At 38.6% G+C, this 20106-nt stretch carries 17 protein-coding genes; 15 read left to right on the forward strand and 2 right to left on the reverse strand.

Annotated elements, in window-relative coordinates; genetic code table 11:
* The first annotated feature begins 21 nt into the window (after positions 1–21).
* The 10 genes from epsC to QF042_RS12355 all read left to right on the forward strand — a co-directional run bounded on the left by epsC (position 22) and on the right by QF042_RS12355 (position 12327).
* The gene (gene epsC / locus QF042_RS12310; protein WP_307528718.1) at positions 22–834 is read left to right on the forward strand and encodes a serine O-acetyltransferase EpsC; all 813 of its coding nucleotides are present in this window, start codon (positions 22–24) and stop codon (positions 832–834) included.
* A gap of 12 nt (positions 835–846) precedes the next feature.
* Positions 847–1719, forward strand: a complete 873-nt coding sequence (cysM, locus tag QF042_RS12315; RefSeq protein ID WP_307528720.1) for a cysteine synthase CysM — start codon at positions 847–849, stop codon at positions 1717–1719.
* A gap of 303 nt (positions 1720–2022) precedes the next feature.
* The gene (locus QF042_RS12320; protein WP_307528722.1) at positions 2023–3639 is read left to right on the forward strand and encodes a Na+/H+ antiporter; all 1617 of its coding nucleotides are present in this window, start codon (positions 2023–2025) and stop codon (positions 3637–3639) included.
* Positions 3640–3723: 84 nt separating this feature from the next.
* Positions 3724–5037, forward strand: coding sequence for an ATP-binding protein (locus QF042_RS12325; RefSeq protein ID WP_307528724.1), 1314 nt, complete (start codon positions 3724–3726; stop codon positions 5035–5037).
* Between the two features lie 51 nt (positions 5038–5088).
* Complete coding sequence (locus QF042_RS12330) at positions 5089–5862, forward strand: GDSL-type esterase/lipase family protein (protein WP_307528726.1); 774 nt, start codon at positions 5089–5091, stop codon at positions 5860–5862.
* A 213-nt stretch (positions 5863–6075) separates the two neighbouring features.
* Complete coding sequence (gene pxpB, locus QF042_RS12335; RefSeq protein ID WP_307528728.1) at positions 6076–6816, forward strand: 5-oxoprolinase subunit PxpB; 741 nt, start codon at positions 6076–6078, stop codon at positions 6814–6816.
* Entirely contained in the window at positions 6813–7817 is a 1005-nt protein-coding gene (locus QF042_RS12340) for a biotin-dependent carboxyltransferase family protein (RefSeq protein WP_307528730.1), read from the forward strand. Before pxpB ends, QF042_RS12340 begins: the two co-directional genes overlap by 4 nt.
* Entirely contained in the window at positions 7814–8575 is a 762-nt protein-coding gene (locus QF042_RS12345; RefSeq protein ID WP_307528732.1) for a 5-oxoprolinase subunit PxpA, read from the forward strand. Before QF042_RS12340 ends, QF042_RS12345 begins: the two co-directional genes overlap by 4 nt.
* On the forward strand, positions 8572–9753 hold the full coding sequence (locus tag QF042_RS12350) for an NRAMP family divalent metal transporter (protein ID WP_307528734.1): 1182 nt from the start codon (positions 8572–8574) through the stop codon (positions 9751–9753). Before QF042_RS12345 ends, QF042_RS12350 begins: the two co-directional genes overlap by 4 nt.
* Positions 9754–9765: 12 nt before the next feature.
* Complete coding sequence (locus tag QF042_RS12355; RefSeq protein WP_307528737.1) at positions 9766–12327, forward strand: M1 family aminopeptidase; 2562 nt, start codon at positions 9766–9768, stop codon at positions 12325–12327.
* A gap of 292 nt (positions 12328–12619) precedes the next feature.
* On the opposite strand, the gene QF042_RS12360 is transcribed toward QF042_RS12355, so the two are convergent.
* Positions 12620–12754: a hypothetical protein gene (locus QF042_RS12360; protein WP_307528739.1), complete on the reverse strand. Its 135-nt coding sequence runs from the start codon at positions 12752–12754 to the stop codon at positions 12620–12622.
* A 194-nt stretch (positions 12755–12948) separates the two neighbouring features.
* Here QF042_RS12360 and QF042_RS12365 point away from each other — a divergent pair, with 194 nt between their 5' ends.
* Genes QF042_RS12365 through QF042_RS12385 form a run of 5 tightly spaced genes read left to right on the forward strand, consistent with a single transcriptional unit; the run spans position 12949 to position 18990 of the window.
* Positions 12949–14331, forward strand: a complete 1383-nt coding sequence (locus tag QF042_RS12365; RefSeq protein WP_307528741.1) for a mercuric reductase — start codon at positions 12949–12951, stop codon at positions 14329–14331.
* Positions 14332–14333: 2 nt separating this feature from the next.
* Complete coding sequence (locus QF042_RS12370) at positions 14334–15293, forward strand: ABC transporter ATP-binding protein (RefSeq protein ID WP_307528743.1); 960 nt, start codon at positions 14334–14336, stop codon at positions 15291–15293.
* Positions 15286–16857, forward strand: a complete 1572-nt coding sequence (locus QF042_RS12375; RefSeq protein ID WP_307528745.1) for an ABC transporter permease/substrate-binding protein — start codon at positions 15286–15288, stop codon at positions 16855–16857. The genes QF042_RS12370 and QF042_RS12375 overlap by 8 nt, the downstream gene beginning before the upstream one ends.
* On the forward strand, positions 16857–18008 hold the full coding sequence (egtB, locus tag QF042_RS12380) for an ergothioneine biosynthesis protein EgtB (protein WP_307528747.1): 1152 nt from the start codon (positions 16857–16859) through the stop codon (positions 18006–18008). The genes QF042_RS12375 and egtB overlap by 1 nt, the downstream gene beginning before the upstream one ends.
* Positions 18009–18015: 7 nt before the next feature.
* Entirely contained in the window at positions 18016–18990 is a 975-nt protein-coding gene (locus QF042_RS12385; protein ID WP_307528749.1) for an L-histidine N(alpha)-methyltransferase, read from the forward strand.
* Here the strand turns inward: QF042_RS12385 and QF042_RS12390 are convergent.
* The gene (locus QF042_RS12390) at positions 18987–20060 is read right to left on the reverse strand and encodes an aminotransferase class V-fold PLP-dependent enzyme (RefSeq protein WP_307528751.1); all 1074 of its coding nucleotides are present in this window, start codon (positions 20058–20060) and stop codon (positions 18987–18989) included. The two genes, QF042_RS12385 and QF042_RS12390, sit on opposite strands and share 4 nt — an antisense overlap.
* Positions 20061–20106 lie beyond the last annotated feature (46 nt).

Below are 20106 nucleotides of genomic sequence, written 5' to 3' on the forward strand. Positions count from 1 at the left end.
GGGCAGGTATAACCACCAGTTATGGAAGACCATTTTTTTGAACAAATTATTAAGAACCCTCTTGAACAACCAAATATACCATCCAATGAAGTGATATCCCGTTGGGCAGAAAAGCTAATTCAAGTACTTTTTCCAGAAAACTCCCCAAAAGTATTTTCAACGATTATAGAAGTAAAGGAATATATTGCTGTTTTGGAGCTGGAGCTTTATGATATTATATCGGCCAGCTGTAAGCTTAAAAATAGTGAATGTAAAAATGCAGCCGGTCAGTTTTTTGAAAAACTACCAGCGCTTTACCGTGTATTGAACACCGATATAGTAGCGATTTATGAAGGTGATCCGGCTGCACAAAGCAGGTTTGAGGTAATTAGAACCTACCCGGGTTTTTATGCCATCTGTTTCTACAGGATTGCCCATATGCTTTATAATTTCGGTATACCGCTGGTTCCGAGGATACTTACCGAATATGCGCATTCTAAAACAGGTATCGATATCCATCCTGCAGCCAGTATTGGCGAGTACTTCCATATTGATCATGGAACCGGGATTGTTATTGGCGAAACCAGTACAATAGGCCGTTATGTGAAACTTTATCAAGGCGTAACACTTGGTGCTTTGAGTGTTAAAAAAACATTGGCGGGCAGCAAACGCCATCCAACGGTAGAGGATAGGGTGGTAATTTATTCTGGGGCAACCATATTGGGTGGCGAAACCATCATCGGGCACGATAGTATCATCGGGGGAAATGTATGGCTTACTGAAAGCATCCCAGCTTTTTCTACGGCTTATCATTCTCCAATAATTACCATTAGAAACCATAAAGAAACCAATTAAATATATTAGAATATGGCAGGAATAATCGATCTGATCGGAAATACGCCAATGGCTGAACTTCAAAAGCTGAATATTAACCCAGCGGTAAGGATATTTGCCAAATTAGAGGGAAACAATCCAGGCGGTAGTGTTAAAGACCGTGCGTCGCTCAATATGATCAGAAGTGCGATAGAACGTGGTGATATCACTCCCGGAACTAAACTGGTGGAGGCCACAAGCGGTAATACCGGAATTGCGTTGGCCATGATTGCAAGTTTATATAACTTAGAAATTGAACTGGTGATGCCAGCCAATTCTACACGCGAACGTAAGGTAACTATGGAAGCCTTTGGTGCCAAGGTAACCCTGTTAGAAAGTATAGAAGAATGCAGGGATTATGCGGAAGAGAAAGGCGTTTCAAAAGGGTATTTTTTATTAAATCAATTTGCAAATCCAGATAATTACCTGGCCCATTATAAAACAACCGGACCAGAAATATGGAGAGATACTGAAGGAGAGATTACGCACTTTGTAAGCTCCATGGGAACAACGGGAACCATTATGGGCTGTTCGAGATTTTTTAAAGAAAAAAATAATGATATTCAGATTGTAGGCTGTCAACCCACTGAAGGTTCTTCTATTCCGGGAATCAGGCGTTGGCCAGAAGAATATTTGCCCAAAATATTCGATCCGCTAAGGGTAGATCGGGTAATGGATATTGCACAGGAAGAAGCAACCTTAATGTCGAGAAGAATGGCTAAAGAAGAAGGTTTATTTGTGGGCATGAGTTCGGGCGGTGCTTGTGCGGCTGCTTTGAAGCTTGCTGGTGAACTGGATAAAGGAACCATTGTTTTTATCGCTTGCGATCGGGGAGACCGTTACCTCAGCAGCGATCTTTTTGGCTAAGCAATAAATTATTAATCTTATTGTGCTTTTTTCGATAAAAGCATCCGGACCCTTTGAATAATAGCTTCTATTTCAAAGGGTTTTTCTATGTAATCATCCAGGGTTGCCTTCTATGAAGAAAGCGATAAGAAAAAAAGATGGTCCTCATTAATTAAACCAATATAAAAAACTTGAGATGACTTATTACAGGGAGAAATTATAGCTTTATAATAGAAAATCCAAATTTTATCGGAAAAGGAACATACTACCTGAGATTTGGCATTCCGGCTCAAATTTGTATTTTAGTACCAGGCCAGAAATTTTATGCATCAACTGATTATACAATACGCTTTTTTGCTTGCAGTAATTCTTTTTGTGGTGATGCTGGCGCAAAAAATCCGTGTCGCTTATCCTATATTATTGGTCATCGCAGGTTTAGGCCTGAGTTTTTTACCGATCCTTCAAGATATAGAAATAGAACCAGAACTCATTTTTGTAATCTTTTTACCACCTTTATTGTACGAAGCTGCCTGGAATACCTCATGGAAAGACTTTTGGAAGTGGCGTAGGGTAATCAGCAGTTTTGCTTTTCCCATTGTTATTTTTACTTCAACAGTTGTTGCCTTAATTTCTCATAGTTTAATTCCGGGCTTTACCCTGGCCCTGGGCTTTTTGTTAGGTGGGATTATTTCTCCACCAGATGCGGTATCTGCATCGGCCATACTCAAAAATGTTAAAGTACCTAAAAGGCTCACTACTATTTTGGAGGGCGAAAGTTTACTGAATGATGCATCCAGTTTGGTTGTATTTCGGTTTGCATTGGCTGCGGTAATGACAGGAAGTTTTGTCTTAAGCAAAGCTGCAGGCAATTTTGTAGTGGTTATTGTAATGGGGATTTTGGTTGGGATTGCAGTAGCCCTGGTTTTTTACGCTTTGCACCGATGGTTGCCAACCACCACCAATATTGATATTATCCTTACTTTTTTAACGCCTTACGTGATGTACGTGACTGCAGAAGAATTTCATTTTTCCGGCGTATTGGCTGTGGTGAGTGGAGGTTTATTTCTTTCAGCCCGCCGAGATCAAATCCTTACTCATCGAAGCCGGTTGCAAGGCATTAATGTTTGGGAAGCCGTAGCCTTTGTACTGAATGGTTTTGTTTTCTTACTGATCGGTTTAGAATTTCCCGTTATTATCAATGGTTTAGGCGAAAATGGCCTTTTGCCTGCTATCCGTTATAGCACCATTATTTGCGTGGTATTAATTCTAGGGCGATTGGCGAGTACTTACGGTGCTTTGTATTTTACACGGTTCATTAGCCGGTATATTACCACGGCCGATCCAAATCCAAGCTGGAAAGCACCCTTGCTTTTTGGCTGGGCAGGTATGCGCGGTGTAGTTTCGCTGGCTGCGGCACTTTCTATTCCGGTAGCCTTGAAATCGGGCGAAGCTTTCCCTCAGCGCAACCTGATTTTGTTCATCACCTTTAGTGTAATATTGGTGACCTTAGTTTTACAAGGTTTAACATTGCCAGCACTGATTAAATGGGTAGATATGCCCGATCCGGATTATACCATCCCTTTTGAACAGCAGAAGCAGATGGTGAGGAAAAAACTATCCATGTTATCACTTAAAATTCTGGATGAAAGATACCGTGATGCGTTAGAACATAATGATATGATCAGGTCAATCAAAATCCGTATCGAGGCTGAAATGGAATTGTTGAGAGATTGGGAAAAAGAAGAAAACATTTCAAGATCTGAAGGCTTTTATCACGACTACCGCATTGCACTTGAAGATATTATGGCTGAGCAGCGTATTTTATTAAAAGGGCTAAATAAAAAAGAGCAGATTAATGATGACCTGATCAGAGAACAATTAGAGTTGCTCGATCTCGAGGAAGAAAAACTTCGCCGGCATTTTAGTCAGCGGGATATATAAATACTCTCATAACACTCTAAAGCTAGCCATTTAATGTTGTGTAAATAAACTCACTTTAAGTAGCACCCGAATGATTAAAATATAATGATATATTTGCTAATTAATTTAGTAAGTATGTCGGTAAAGGTTAATATCACTTCAAAGGGAATACAAAAGGTACTTAAAAACTATAATGAAAAACATGCCATTACGGAGTACATTTGGAATGGTTTTGATGCCAACGCGAATACCGTTCGCCTGGATTATGTGGCCAATCCGCTTGGTCTTTTAGAGCAGTTAACCATTGTTGACAATGGTTATGGAATTAATTTTGATCGCTTACAACAAAAATTTGATCCGTTTTTTGAATCTGAAAAATCTATTCAGATTGTAGCGCCAAAGCATACTTCGAAAATGCATGGTCGTAATGGGGTGGGGAGACTTACCTTTTTTACTTTTGCGCATGATGCCGTTTGGCACACCACTTACCAATCAGAACAAGGGTTCCGTTATGGCGAAATACACATTAACACTGGTGCTTTAAACAGTTATAGCCACGATTTTACCATGGCTCCGAGTAGTACTGGTAAAACCGGAACAACAGTTTCTTTTACTAATTTGAGGATCAGCCAGCAAGATCTAGAAGAAACAGTACTTCCTTTTTTGATCAGCGAATTCTGTTGGTTTATTGAATTGAACAAACACAAAAATTATTCGATTATTGTAAATGGCGAAGCATTAGATTTTAGTAGTAATGTTAAAACTTTAGAAGAGTTTAACCTTTTTTATCCCGATACTGCAGTTACTTTTAAGATTAAATATGTTCACTGGAAAGAAAACCTGCACAAAGAACTGTCTAAATACTATTTTTTGGCTGGTGGAGAAGAAATTTATAAAGATTACACCACCTTAAATAAAAAGAGCGACGATTATTTTCATAGTGTTTATATCGATAGTGATTTTTTTCGTGATTTCGATTTTAAGAGTTTCGAAAATGAAGGACAGGTGGCCATATTTGGTGCAGCTAAATCTTCGGCAGAGTACCGGTTTCTAATTAAAGCGTTAACAGAATATCTTAAAAGTAAACGTAAACCATTTTTAAAAGAATATGCCAACCGCCTGGTTGAAACTTACGAGCAGGATGAAATATTTCCGGTTTATGCTACCGAAAGAGAAAAAGAATTAAGAAAACCAGCGCTGGTTAATTTAATTAAGGCATTATATGAAGTGGAGCCTAAATTGTTTAGCAGTTTAAATACCGATCAGAAGAAAACCATTGTACGCTTGATCGATCTCTTAATGCGCTCTAACCAACGCGATGAGATTTTTGAAATGTTTAATAGCATAATCGAATTGGAAGCCGAAGAGCAGGATGAGCTATTGCAATTGATAAAAGGCCTTGAACCATTGAAAAATTAGATTGATATTAATCAGTAATTTAGTAATTTGTTACCGATAAAAACAGCTTAGATGAAAAGATACCTATTATTAATTGGCATTGTACTAATTAACATCACATTAGTATCTGCACAGCATAAGAAGAGAAATCTTAATATTGTTTTTATCGGTAATAGTATCACGCAAGGCGTTCAGATCGGCAATGCTGCTGATGCCCCACCTGCTGTAGCCGTAGCTTACCTGCTTAAGCAAAAAGGAATAAATGAAGTTAAATTCAGTAATCAGGGCCATAGCGGTTATACCACTCTTGATTTTTTACCCAGTGCGGGCCGTACTTTTAACAAAGTTGAAGAAGCAGCCAATGCATTTACCAATAAAGAGGCATTATTGATTTTTTCGTTAAAGCTCGGTACCAACGATAGCGCTATAAAAGGGCCGCATGGAGCTCCGGTTTCGCCTGACCGATATATTGAAAATGTAAAAACTATTGTAGATAAGTTATTGGCCGATTTCCCTAAGGCTATTGTGGTGTTGCAGCATCCTATCTGGTATAGTCCCAATACCTATAACAGCTCAAAATATATGGAAGAGGGTTTATCTAGATTACAGACTTACATTCCAAAAATTGATAGCCTTGTGGCAAATTATGGTTTAACTAATCCAAAGCATGTTTTTGTGGGGGATAAAAAAGCATTCGCTCATTTTAAAAAGCATCATCTAACAGAGTTGATCCCTGAAAAGGGGCAGGCAGGTACTTTCTACCTACATCCAAATAAGTTAGGTGCTGCATCTTTAGGCGAATTTTGGGGTAAAGCGATTGAACGGATAGTGAAGAAGAATTTTTAAGGCCGTACTTGGCTATTTTTTAATAGATTGCTGAAAATCAAGTACCCTTACAGCCATTTAAAAATACCTTTTTCCTTGTTTTTTGCATGTAGTTAGCTAGGATTATTCACAAAACTTGTGATTTTGATATTATATAGCCATTTTTATAGCAGCAGTTTAGTTGTTAGGCCCGTTTTATGAAGATTACTTATTATTAAATCTTACTGTTTTTGTATGACTGAGCAGGTAGGATATTTTGAAACAGACATTCCCTTAAAAATTTACGGGCTGAGCGAAAAATCGGTAACCATAACATTCGGAACGGCAATTGATAACGATTTGTTGGACCTGATTACCGATTTTAATCAATTGCTGTTGCAAAATCCTTTTTCTGGTTTAATTACCACAGTTCCGGCCTATACTACATTAACTGTTTTTTTTGATCCCTTAAGTGTGATGTTGTCAGATCTTCCTGGTGAAGTTTGTTTCGAAAAGGTATCAGCACATTTAAATAAAATTGCACAAACAAAAAGAGAAAAATCAAAGGTAATAGCGAATAAACTGGTTATTCCGGTGTGTTATGGCGGCGATTTTGGTCCGGACCTTTTAATGGTAGCCCGTACCAATAATCTTTCCGAGACTGAGGTAATCGATATCCATACGGCAGGGCAATACCTTGTTTTTATGATTGGTTTTGTGCCTGGTTTTGCCTACATGGGCGGTATGGATTCCAGATTATCAACCCCTAGAAAAGAAGTTCCTAATGCCAAAATACCCACAGGGTCTGTAGGTATCGCAGGTAATCAAACAGGTATTTATCCTATGGAAACACCCGGAGGATGGCAGATTATTGGAAAAACACCATTAAAGATGTTTGATGTGAACCGTTCGCAGCCATCACTTTTAAAGGGAGGCGACCTGGTTACTTTTAAAGCCATTGGTATAAAGGAGTTTAATACTTATGCTGAAATATGAGTATGAAAATCAGCATGATTAAGCCGGGCTTGTTAAGCACTATTCAAGATCTGGGGCGATACAGATATCTTTCGCAAGCTGTACCTGTTTCAGGCGTTATGGATGAACTGGCTCACCGGTTGGCCAATAAAGCAGTTGGTAACGATGATAATAATGCCACGATCGAATTTACCTATGCAGATGCTTCATTTAAAGCTGAAACAGCTATTCTGGTCTCTTATTCTGGCGATGGTGCATGTTTAGTTTACAATAATGAATTAATGCCTGCAGAAAAGCCATTATTTTTTCCGGCTGGGTCTGTTATAAAGTTGATCCATAATACAATTGGAGCACGTACCTATCTGGCTATTGCTGGTGGGTGGGATGTACCGGATATAATGGAAAGTAGAAGCACTTATCTTACTGCTGCTTTTGGAGGCTTTAAGGGGAGGGCATTGCAAAAAGCAGATGTTTTGGTCAGTGGTACTATAATTACCGAAGTATCAAAAGGGATATTAGAACAATTGATCGATCGATCGTTAACCTACCCGAATTGGCGCATTTCGCGAGAGAGTTTACTGCCGGAGAATAGACAAAGCATTAGAGTTGTACTCGCTAATGAAATCAGCTGGTTTGATGCCACATCCATTATTTCATTTTTAACCAATTCTTTTACCATTCATAGAAGGAGTAATCGCATGGGCTATCATTTATCTGGAAAGCCATTGGTGAGGAGAGTTAAAAAGGAATTGCTTAGTACAGCAGTAACACCCGGGATTATTCAGGTAACTGGAAGTGGCGATTTGGTGATACTCATGGCCGACTGCCAAACAACAGGTGGTTATCCACGTATCGCCCACGTTGCAGCGGTTGATTTGTCTTTATGCGCTCAGTTAAAACCTGGAGATGTAATTCATTTTTCTGAAATCTCGAGAGATGAGGCAGAAGCGCTTTACCTGGAAAGGGAACACGATTTATCATTGATTACCATGGCAATAAGCCTTAAATATATTAAAACATGAAAATGATCGATCTTAATTGCGACATGGGAGAAGCATTTGGGAATTATGCCATGCCCAATGATGAAAAACTGATGGATTATATTTCATCGGCAAATATTGCCTGCGGTTTCCATGCTGGCGATCCGGCTGTAATGCAGCAAACTGTAGCTTTAGCCTTGAAAAAAGGGGTGGCCATTGGTGCACACCCTGGTTTGTCCGATTTGCAGGGCTTTGGTCGTAGAGAAATGAAGATTACCCCAAATGAGGCCTATCAGCTTACTTTATACCAAATAGGTGCATTAAGCGGTTTTGTGAAAGCAGCTGGTAGTAAATTACATCATGTTAAAGCGCATGGTGCATTATATAATATGGCTGCAAAGGATACCGCTTTAGCAAAAGCCATTGTGCAGGCCGTTTTCGATTTCGATCCAGGTCTGATCTTGTATGCTTTAGCAGGAAGTAAGATGATTGATGAAGCTGAAAAAGTTGGTATTGTAACTGCATCAGAAGTTTTTGCCGATCGCAGTTATCAGGATGATGGTTTACTTACCCCTCGGTCAGCAGACAATGCTTTAATTACCAATGAAGAAGATGCCGTCAATCAGGTATTGGGATTTGCTTTAAACCAGGAAGTAAAGAGTGTAAACGGGAATCGTATTACAGTTAGGGCGGAAACGGTTTGTTTGCATGGCGATGGCGAACACGCTGTTGCTTTTGCTAAATTAATAACCGAAAGATTAAAAAAAGAAGGCATCGTAGTTAAAGCCCCAGCAATATGAAGCCAAAATACAATTGGAGTGTACTTTTAGGAGCGGCCTTTTTAATGGCTTCATCGGCTATTGGTCCTGGATTTTTAACACAAACAGCAGTTTTTACCCAGCAATTAGGCGCAAGTTTTGCGTTTGTGATATTGCTATCCATTATATTAGATGCCATTGCACAGTTAAACATCTGGCGGATTATTGCGGTTGCTGATAAACCTGCTCAAGATATAGCCAATAAGGTATTCCCGGGGCTGGGCTACTTTATTTCTTTTCTGGTTTTTTTAGGTGGTTTGGCTTTTAACATTGGTAATATTGCTGGCGCTGGCTTAGGACTTAATGTATTATTCGGCATTAGCGTAGGGCAGGGTGCTGTAATAAGCGCTATTATGGCAATAGGGATCTTTATTTACAAAGAAGCTGGCAAAGCGATGGATGTTTTTGCCAAAACCATGGGACTGATTAAAATTGTACTCGCCTTAATTATAGCCTACACCAGCTCGCCACCATTGGCAGAAGCCGCATTAAGGGCTGTAAACCCTACGCAGTTTAGTTTTACGGCGGTATTAACTATAGTGGGTGGAACAGTTGGTGGTTATATTACTTTTTCAGGTGCTCATCGTTTGTTGGATGCCCGGCAAACCGGAATCCAGAATTTGGGCGCCGTAAATAAAGGTGCATTAAGTGCAATCGGATTGGCATCTATTATGCGTATATTGTTATTTATTGCTGCTTTGGGGGTGGTAAGTAAAGGTTTTACTTTAGATCCATCCAATCCGGCTGCTTCGGTTTTTAAATTGGCCAGCGGCGAAATAGGATATAAGATTTTCGGTGTAGTAATATGGGCTGCAGGGATTTCTTCGGTTGTGGGCTCGGCATATACCTCCATCTCTTTTATTAAGAGTTTTCATCCACTGATCTTAAAATTTAACAGAGAGATTATCATTGCCTTTATATCTATCTCCTGTGTTATTTTTATCCTGATTGGTAAACCTGTTAAAATACTGCTTACTGTAGGTGCCATAAATGGTTTTATCTTACCTATCGCGCTAGGTATTATGCTTATTGCGGCCTATAGAACTAAAATTATAGCAAATTATAAACAACCACTTTGGTTAACGCTAACAGGTTTAGCTGTGGTATTAACCATGGTTTGGATGAGTTACGGTACCATTATACAGATGATTAAAGAATAAATCTTTATTTACATGACCACAATTACGAAATATCTTTGCCTTTTCTTACTATTAAGCGCTAGCTGTTTAGCACAAGAGGTTGCTAATCCCATAGCCGTTGAACCTGGAGTTTCTCTTGCATTAGCAAGTTCCAGAAGTGCAGCAATAAGTAATATTCAATATCAGCTTCATTTTACCATTCCAGCAGAACAAACAGCGTCAATTCAATCAACTGAAAATATTGATTTTAAACTGAATAAGTTAATTTACCTGCAAGTCGACTTTAAGCAAAGTGCCGATCATATAAAACGAGTATCGGTTAACGGAAAAACCATACCGATTGATTTTAAAGCGGAACATATCTTAGTAAAACAGGCATATTTAAAGGTGGGGAATAACCATGTAGAAATCGAATTTATCGCTGGTAACGAATCGTTAAACAGAAATAAAGATTTTCTATATGCACTCTTCGTTCCCGATCATGCAAGAACGGTATTCCCTTGCTTCGATCAGCCTGATTTAAAGGCTAACTTTTTACTTTCGTTAACCGTTCCAACTAATTGGAAAGTAATAGCTAATGCCGTTAAAAAAGACTCGCGGGCACAGGGCAATTCGACCACCTATCATTTTAATAATTCGGATAAATTACCCACCTATTTATTCTCTTTTACCTCAGGGAAATACACTTATGTAAACAAAAACATGAAAGATCGTGAGATGGAATTTCTCCACAGGGAAACCGATTCAGCTAAAATTAAGCTCAGTGTAGATTCTGTTTTTGTTGCACATCGCGATGCCATCGATTTTTTGGAAGACTGGACAGCGATAAAATATCCCTTTCAGAAAGTGGGCTTTGTCAGCATTCCGGATTTTCAGTTTGGGGGCATGGAACACCCTGGAGAGGTACAATATAAAGCATCCGCATTGTTTTTAGATCAGGGCGCAACCAAAGATCAGTTCATTTCACGTTCAAATCTGATTTCGCATGAAACGGCACATATGTGGTTTGGCGATCTGGTAACCATGAAGTGGTTTAATGATGTTTGGATGAAAGAGGTTTTTGCCAACTTTATGGCCGATAAGGTCACTGAAAAGTTAATGGGCAAAAGTACTTTCGACCTTAAATTTTTACAAGACCATTATCCGGCTGCTTATGGCGTAGATAGAACATTGGGCGCTAATCCCATTCGTCAGCAATTGGATAACTTACAAGAAGCCGGATCGATGTATGGAAATATAATTTACCATAAAGCACCAATTATGATGCGCCAATTGGAATTGTTAATGGGCAAACAAAATTTTCAGCAGGGAATAAGAGAATATCTGAAAAAATACAGTTATAACAACGCTACCTGGAACGATTTAATTGCCATTTTAAGTAAATACAGCAAAAGTGATCTCCTCAGTTGGAATAAAGTTTGGGTAAATGAACCTGGCAGACCAGTTTTTAGCTATGATATTAGATACAATGGAGATAAAATAAGTAATTTAATCATCAGTCAAAACAGTGAGATAGGACAGGCACGGGTATGGCCGCAATCTTTTACGGTTAAGCTGGTTTACCCAAACTATAGTAAGTTTTTGGTTGTTAACGCCAAGACTGCCAATACAGATTTAACTGAAGCAAAAGGTCTTCCAAAACCACAGTATATTTTATTTAATGCAAACGGTGCCGGATACGGCCTTTTTCCGATCGATCAGAAGATGATGGCAAATCTTTATCATCTTGCTGATCCATTAGAACGTGCATCGGCCTACATCAATGCCTACGAAAATATGCTTTCGGGCAAAGGCAATAAACCTGAAGAACTTTTAGACGTGTTTTTACAAGGATTATCCGTTGAGAAAAACGAGATGAACCTTAGGCTGATTACGGGATACCTTACTAATATTTACTGGACTTTTCTTGCGGCTGAAGCACGGAATACGATGCATGAAGGTATAGAGAAAACAATTTGGACTGCAATGGAGCAACAACAACTGCAAAATAATAAGAAGATTTTGTTCAATGCTTATCAAAATGTGTATCTGAGTGTCGATGCCGGAAAACGTATGTATGATATCTGGCTCAAGCAAACGGCACCAAATGGAATTAAGTTATTAGAAGATGATTATAACGCACTAGCTTTAACGCTGGCCCTTAAAACAGATACTACTAACAAGATCTTAAAAGATCAGTTAGCGCGAACCAAAAATGAAGACCGTAAAAACCGGTTGATTTATTTAATGCCCGCATTATCTTTAGATGTGAAGGAAAGAGATCATTTCTTTAATGGCTTAAAAGACCGGAAAAACCGCCTGAAAGAAGCCTGGGTAACTACGGCTTTATCTTATTTGCATCACCCCATCAGGCAAAAAACATCTATCCATTACCTGAAAGAAAGCCTGGATTTATTGGTAGAAATACAGAAAACAGGAGATATATTTTTTCCGCAATCGTGGCTAGCTGCTATATTCTCGGGTTATAACAACAAAGAAGCAAATGCAGTTGTACAGGAATTCTTAAAATCACATCCTGCTTACAATCCAAAACTAAGGGATAAAATTTTGCAGACTACCGATAACCTTCGCCGGGCACAGATCATTATGCATTAAGTGGTATTAACCCTAATGTAAATAAATTTGTTACATACAGGTTTAAGAAGAATTTATACTTTTGTCGCGAGAGCGTTAATTTAGATTGAAAGGGGTAAACATGAATTTGTTTGCCCTTTTCGTTTTTCGAATTTAGTGCTAGGAACCTTATTTACCATTAAGACATTAAGGGCATTAAGAAATACGCTGATAATGTTCAAGTTTTACATAACCTTACAAGTCGAAATTAACCTTAACTTTCTTAACTTCTTAATGATCAGTTTTTAACATAAAAAGCAAGAAATAACTGTGATTAATTAAAAGACTCAGTTTCGTTATTTAGATCATCCAGTAAACCATTCAACAAAATTTCTCTCTTATCTTCAATCGAAGTATCATCCTGGATATAAACAGTAAGATTCGTGTTTTCTGTCGTTTGAGTGTTCATAATTGGGTTAGTTTATGTTTGTTAATAAAATGTCTGCTAGTTATCTAACGTCGGTTTTTGAATATAGTTTGTAACTTTTTTATTTGAAGATGTAATATCTTTATGTAGCGTAAAATATAATCAAGATCAAACATTGATCTCTTTATTTAGGTTATACTTTTCATAACAAAACAAATTCTTTAATCTGGAAATCGATGAAACACTACGACGCAATAATTATAGGCGCAGGGCAGGCAGGAACGCCTTTGGCTAAAAGACTTGCCGAAGCGGGCAAAAAAACAGCGATTATAGAAAAAAGGTATGTTGGCGGTACGTGTATCAATGATGGTTGTACACCGACAAAAGCAATGATCGCTTCTGCAAGGGCGGTGTATCAAGCCAGAAAAGCAACTGAACTGGGCGTAGAAGTTGGAGCGATCAAAATTGATTTTAAAAAGATAAAACAACGGAAAGACGATATCGTAAACCAGTTCCGGTCATCCTCTGAAAAAGGCCTTAAAAACACCAGAGGACTTGAACTTATATTTGGAACGGCCAGATTTAGTGGTGAAAAAGAACTGACTATTACACTCAACGATGACGGTGAAGAAAAAGTAACTGCCGAATGGATTTTTATCAACACCGGTGCAAAAACCACCATACCGGATATTGAAGGATTGAATGAAATTAATTATCTTACATCGACAACAATTTTAGATCTTGAAACAGTCCCAGAGCACTTAGTGGTCATAGGTGGAAATTATATTGGACTTGAGTTTGGACAAATGTTTAATCGATTTGGCAGTAAAGTAACCGTTTTGGAAAAATCATCAGGCATATTGGCTCACGAAGATCAGGATATCTCATCAGCACTTACCAAAATTTTAACCGACGAAAACATCGAATTGATCACTGATGTTAAAATCACGAAAATAGCGCAGGGTAAAAAACAGATTAGCATTACGCTAGCGTCTGGGAAAACCAAGAAAGAAATAACAGCGAGTCATGTATTGGTAGCCACAGGCCGTACCCCTCAAACAGCAGATTTAGGCCTTGAAAACTGTGGCGTAAAATTGGATGATAAGGGGCATGTTCTTGTTAATGAAAAACTCGAAACCAATATTAAAGGAATTTATGCGCTCGGTGATGTAAAAGGCGGCCCCTCATTTACACATATTGCTTATAACGATTATACTATCGTTTACCGGAACCTAATGGAAGGCACAAATTATTCCATTCACGATCGGCCGGTACCATACTGCATGTTTACTGATCCTCAGCTTGGGCGGATAGGTATTTCTGAAAAAGAAGCAAAAGAGAATAAATTGAATTATAAAGTTGCGGTTCTGCCGATGTCGTATGTGGGGCGCGGTATCGAAACAAACGAAACTTTAGGGCTGATGAAAGCAATTGTAGATGCCGATAGCAAAAAAATACTGGGTGCCGCTATCCTGGCATCGGAAGGCGGAGAAATCATGTCTGTTCTTCAAATGGCAATGGAGGGCGGTATCACTTACGATAGGATTAGATATTGTGTATTTGCACACCCAACTTATTCCGAGTCGTTAAATAATCTATTTATGAAAATCGATGGCTAAATATGATCGAATTAAAAGCGGTAAGTAAGAACTTTGGCGATACCCAGGCGGTAAATCAGGTCTCTTTTAAAGTAGACGAAAAGGAAACGCTGGTGTTGTTAGGCACCAGTGGATGTGGCAAAACCACTACCCTAAAAATGATCAACCGGTTAATTGAGCCCGATGCGGGACATATTTTGATTAATGGTGAGGATATCATCAATCAAGATCCTGATATTTTACGAACAGGAATTGGTTATGTAATGCAGAATATTGGGCTTTTTCCACACTATACCGTTGCAGAGAATATTGCCATTGTACCGAAGCTTTTAAAATGGAATAAGGAAAAAATTAAAGTCCGAACGCAGGAGTTGATCAAAAAACTTCACCTTCCTGAAAATAGCTTGTTTATGTTTCCGCATGAGTTGAGTGGTGGGCAGCAGCAGCGTGTTGGCCTTGCCCGTGCTTTGGTTACCGATCCTTCTGTATTGTTAATGGATGAACCATTTGGCGCTTTAGACAATGTTACCCGGACCAGTATCCAAAAAGAATTTAAGGGATTAGAAGAATTAAAAAGGAAAACCATTGTAATGGTTACGCACGATGTTCAGGAAGCTTTTGAATTGGCAGATCGCATTTGTTTAATGGATAAGGGAAAAATTATCCAGATTGGAACACCAAAAGAATTGCTTTATCAACCGATAAATGATTTCGCAAGGAAATTTTTAGCCGGACAACGATTAGTGTTAGAATTTAAAGTAGTTAATCTACAGGATATTTGGCCTTATTTACCTAAAGGAATACTACAAGATGGAAAAAGCTTATCTGCTGATTTGAATGTATGGGATGCGATGGAATTGTTGCGGAGTTCTGATAAGAGCGAACTGCTGGTCTCTGGTGCCAATAAAGAAAGCAAAACAGTCAATTTCGAACAGTTAACCAAAGGATTTAACCAATTTCAAAACGCACAGGTACATGAATGAGCATCAGCAAACTTTATGGCAGTTTATGTACGAGCAATCTGATAAATTATTTGCTCAAACCCTGCAACACGTTGGTTTAACCTTTATTTCCTTACTTTTTGCCATCGCCATTGGCTTACCAATGGGCATATTGATTGCCAGGAAAAGAAAACTTTCGGGAACTGTTTTAGGGATTGCCGGGGTATTGCAAACGATTCCAAGCATTGCCTTATTGGGCTTTATGATTCCGGTTTTAGGGATTGGTGCAAAACCTGCAATTGTAGCGCTGCTCATTTATGCCTTGTTACCGATTATCCGCAATACCTATACAGGAATTATTGGCATCGATCAGCATGTTAAAGAAGCGGCCAGGGCAATGGGGATGAGCAAGCGCCAGATACTGCTAAAAGTAGAATTGCCTTTGGCTATGCCCGTTATTTTGGCTGGTATCCGTACCGCAACGGTTATCAATGTGGGCGTGGCGACATTGGCCTCTTTTATTGCAGCGGGTGGATTAGGGGAGTTTATTTTTGGAGGCATTTCACTCAACAACACCAATATGATCTTAGCTGGAGCTATTCCTGCTGCTTTATTAGCCATTATTCTCGATGCCTTACTTTCCCTGGTTCAGAAAATGGATTTTAAAAAACTGAGAAAAGCGTTATATATTTTGCCTGTTGTGATCTTAATATTGGGTGGGTTTTATGCACTTCCATCGGCTTATGGCTCTACTTTAACCGCTGGATTTACGCCTGAATTTATGGGCAGGCAAGACGGCGATCTTGGATTGAAATCTACCTATGGCTTAAAAATCCACACCATTGTAATCAGCGATGCGGTAATGTATAAGGCCGCTTTTTCTGAAGAATTGGATGTAATTAGCGGTTACTCTACCGACGGTCGTTTGAAAGCTTTCGATCTGAAAATTTTAAAAGACGATAAAAGTATTTTTCCGCCCTACTATGCTGCACCAATTGTTCGGAATGAAGCATTGAAACAATTTCCACAGTTGGCAGAAACTTTGAATTTACTTGCTGGTAAAATTACTGATTCGATCATGACCGACCTTAATTACAGAACCGATTATTTGCACCAAACACCAGAACGTGTGGCTAAAGATTTCCTTATCAATACTGGTTTGTACAAAGCACCTAAAAATGGACATAACGGCATGGTAAGGATAGGATCAAAAATTTTTGGTGAGCAATATATATTGGCCGAAATGTACAGTATGCTGATTAAAGGAAATACAGATTATGAGGTATCTACAAAAACAGGACTTGGTGGAACAAAAATCTGCTTTGATGCGCTGATGAATGATCAGATCGATTTTTATCCCGAATATACCGGAACAGGCTTACTGGTTTTATTGCAGCCCGACCCAAAAATTGCGAAAGAAATGGCGCACGATAAAGACAAAACTTATGATTATGTCTACACCGAATTTGAAAAAAAGTTTAAGATCAAATGGCTTAAACCAATAGGTTTTAATAATTCGTATGCTTTAATGATGCGGCAAAAACAATCAAAAGATCTGAATGTTAATACCATCACAGACCTTAAAAACTATCTTGATAAAAATTAATGACACTGGTAGAAGAATACTTGCAGATTAGGAAATACTCCGAACAAATTTGCGAACCCCTGCAAACAGAAGACTATGTGGTACAACCAATTGTGGATGTTAGTCCACCGAAATGGCATTTGGGGCACACCACCTGGTTCTTCGAAACCTTTATATTAAAGCCTTTTTCTGTTAATTATCAGGTATATAACGATGAGTATAATTTTGTCTTCAATAGTTATTATGAAACTGTTGGCAATCGGGTAATCCGGACAGATCGGGGTAATTTAAGTCGACCTAGTGTAAATGAGATTTACCAGTACAGGGCTTATGTAGACGAAGCCATGGTTAAATTTTTAGATGGCACATTAGCAGATGAGGTAAAAGAACTATTGATTTTAGGTTTTAATCACGAACAGCAACACCAGGAACTTTTGCTTACCGATATTAAATACATTTTAGGCAATAACCCGCTTTTTCCGGTCTATTCGAAAAACCGAAAAGAAGTTTTAGCCGTAAATGAAACACAGAATGGTTTTGTCAATATCCCGGAGGGTATTTATGAGATCGGTTATGATGGAAAGGATTTTAGTTTCGATAATGAATTAAACAGGCATAAAGTTTACCTGCACAATTTCTCCATCAGTAAAACATTGGTTAATAATGCCGAATTTATCGAATTCATTAGTGCGGGCGGCTATGAGAATTTTAATTTCTGGCATGCCGAAGGATGGGATTGGGTGAAAAACAACAACATTAGCGCACCCATGTACTGGCATTTAATCAACGGAAAATGGTTCAATTACACATTAGGAGGGCTTTTACCGATTGATTTAAATGCATCGGCAAGCCACATCAGTTATTATGAGGCTTATGCTTTTGCAAGCTGGAAAGGCATGCGTTTACCAACTGAATTTGAATGGGAAATAGCAGCCGAACACTTTAACTGGGGCGAACGATGGGAGTGGACCGAAAGTGCTTATTTGCCTTATCCCGGTTTCAGTAAAGCGCCTGGCGCCATTGGCGAGTACAATGGAAAGTTTATGGTTAACCAGAAAGTACTTCGTGGTGCATCAATCGCCACTTCCGAAAACCACTCGCGTATTACTTATAGAAATTTCTTCCACCCGCATTTAAGGTGGCAATACACAGGCATCCGATTAGTAAAATAGTATAGATATGACCACCACCACTATCGAAACGACAACAGACAACAAAACACAATTCCTCCAGGAAACCTTAACGGGCTTACAATCCGAACCAAAATTTATGCTTTCTAAGTATTTTTACGATGCTACAGGAGACCGTATTTTTCAGCAGATTATGGAAATGGAGGAATATTATTTAACCAATGCAGAAATGGAAATCCTGCAATATCAGGCCAACCAGATTTCTCAGGCAATATCTGCCGATGGAACCACTTTTGATTTAATCGAACTTGGTGCCGGCGATGCCACAAAATCTATTCATTTATTAAAATCACTATTGGATAGTCAGCTGGAATTTAGTTATTTTCCGATTGATATTTCTGCTCACGTAATTTCTGATCTGGAAGAAAATTTGCCTAAAAAACTTCCCGGACTGGATATGAAAGGTTTAAATGGCGATTATTTTGATATGCTTAAAAGGGCTACAGAACAATCTAACCGTAGAAAAGTGGTGCTTTTTATGGGGGCAAATATCGGAAACATGAGTATAGCTGATGCCGAAAAATTCTGCTCATCATTAAAAAGGCTGCTTTCACCTAAGGATTTGTTGATCATTGGATTCGACCTGAAAAAAAATCCACAACAGATTCTTGCTGCATATAATGATAAAGGTGGAATTACCAGGTCATTTAACCTTAATTTGCTTCAGCGCATCAATAAAGAGTTAAATGGCAATTTCGATCTGAACAATTTTGAGCATTATGCCAGTTACGATCCTGCATCTGGAGCCTGTAAAAGTTATCTCATCAGTTTAAAAAAACAGATTGTTAATATTGGTCCTAATGCCATTCATTTTGCAGAAAACGAGTATGTTTTCATGGAAATTTCACAAAAATATTCGCTTAATGATATCGACCAGCTTGCAGAAAAAACCGGATTTAAACCGCTTCAGCGTTTCTTCGATCAACATCAATATTTTGTAGATGCCATTTGGAAGGTAGACTAGCTGCGGTTATCCAAAACCCGGAGCAATTGGTTTAAATCTTCTTCTGTATTATAATAGTGAAACGAAATCCTCGTGCCTGTTCCCCTTGGTGAACATAGTATCTTGGCTGCTGCGATTTTCTCTACTGTTTTTTGATCCAATGGCATACTCATAATGGTAGATTGATATTTTCGTTCCAATATCCAATCTGGAATTAATCCCCTTGAATTTAATGCTAGCCTGGCTTTGTTGGAAATTGCCTGTGTGGTTTTTTCAATCCAATCGAAACCCATTGAGCCAAGATAATTTAAGCTTTCTTTGAGTGTGCCAAAATTTAAAGTGTCTAAATGCCCGGGTTCGAAACACATCGATAAATGGTCTTTTCCTTTTAAAAAGGGTGCTGTAGGCAGCTCGGCCAATTTGTTTTTACTGTAAATCGCATCTTTCATTCGATCGGAAAGAAATGCGTAACCGTTTCCATATCCAGCTAAAAGCCATTTGTAGCCACTTCCGATCAAAGCATCCAAACCTGATTTTTCAAAGTTAAAATTGGTTGTGCCTAAAAACTGAGTGCCATCACCGATCAATAAAAGATCAGGGTATGTGGTTTTTAGTTTCTGGATAAATTCATCATCCATCCTTAATCCACTGATGTATTGCACGATGCTAAATGCCAGCACAGTAGGCTTAAATTTTTCAATGGCACTGACAATATTTTCTTCTAACTTTTCATCAATGGCTATGCTATGGTATTCAAAACCCATACTGATTACAGGATAACTCACAGATGGATATTCCTCTTCCAATAACAGAAAACGGTGATTTTTATCCAATCCACTCAATAAAGTATTAAAACCAACTGAGAAATTCTGAACCAAATAGGTGTTCTCGGATTTTGAACTGAAAAATTTAGCCATGTTATTTCTGACCTCGGTAATGAGGGGCAGATTTTCCATTCTGAAAATACTTCCTCCGGCAATAAAGTCTTGATCATGTTTAGTTCTCCATTCTGCCAGATTGGTAGATAAAATGCCTGAATTAGCAGTATTGAGATAAGTATATGCTGTGAGGATCGGAAAAGATGGGTTCATGCCCAAAATTAAAAGAATTGTGCGTTAAAAAAATAAATGCTGTCCT

This window comes from Pedobacter sp. W3I1 (assembly GCF_030816015.1).
GTDB lineage: Bacteria > Bacteroidota > Bacteroidia > Sphingobacteriales > Sphingobacteriaceae > Pedobacter.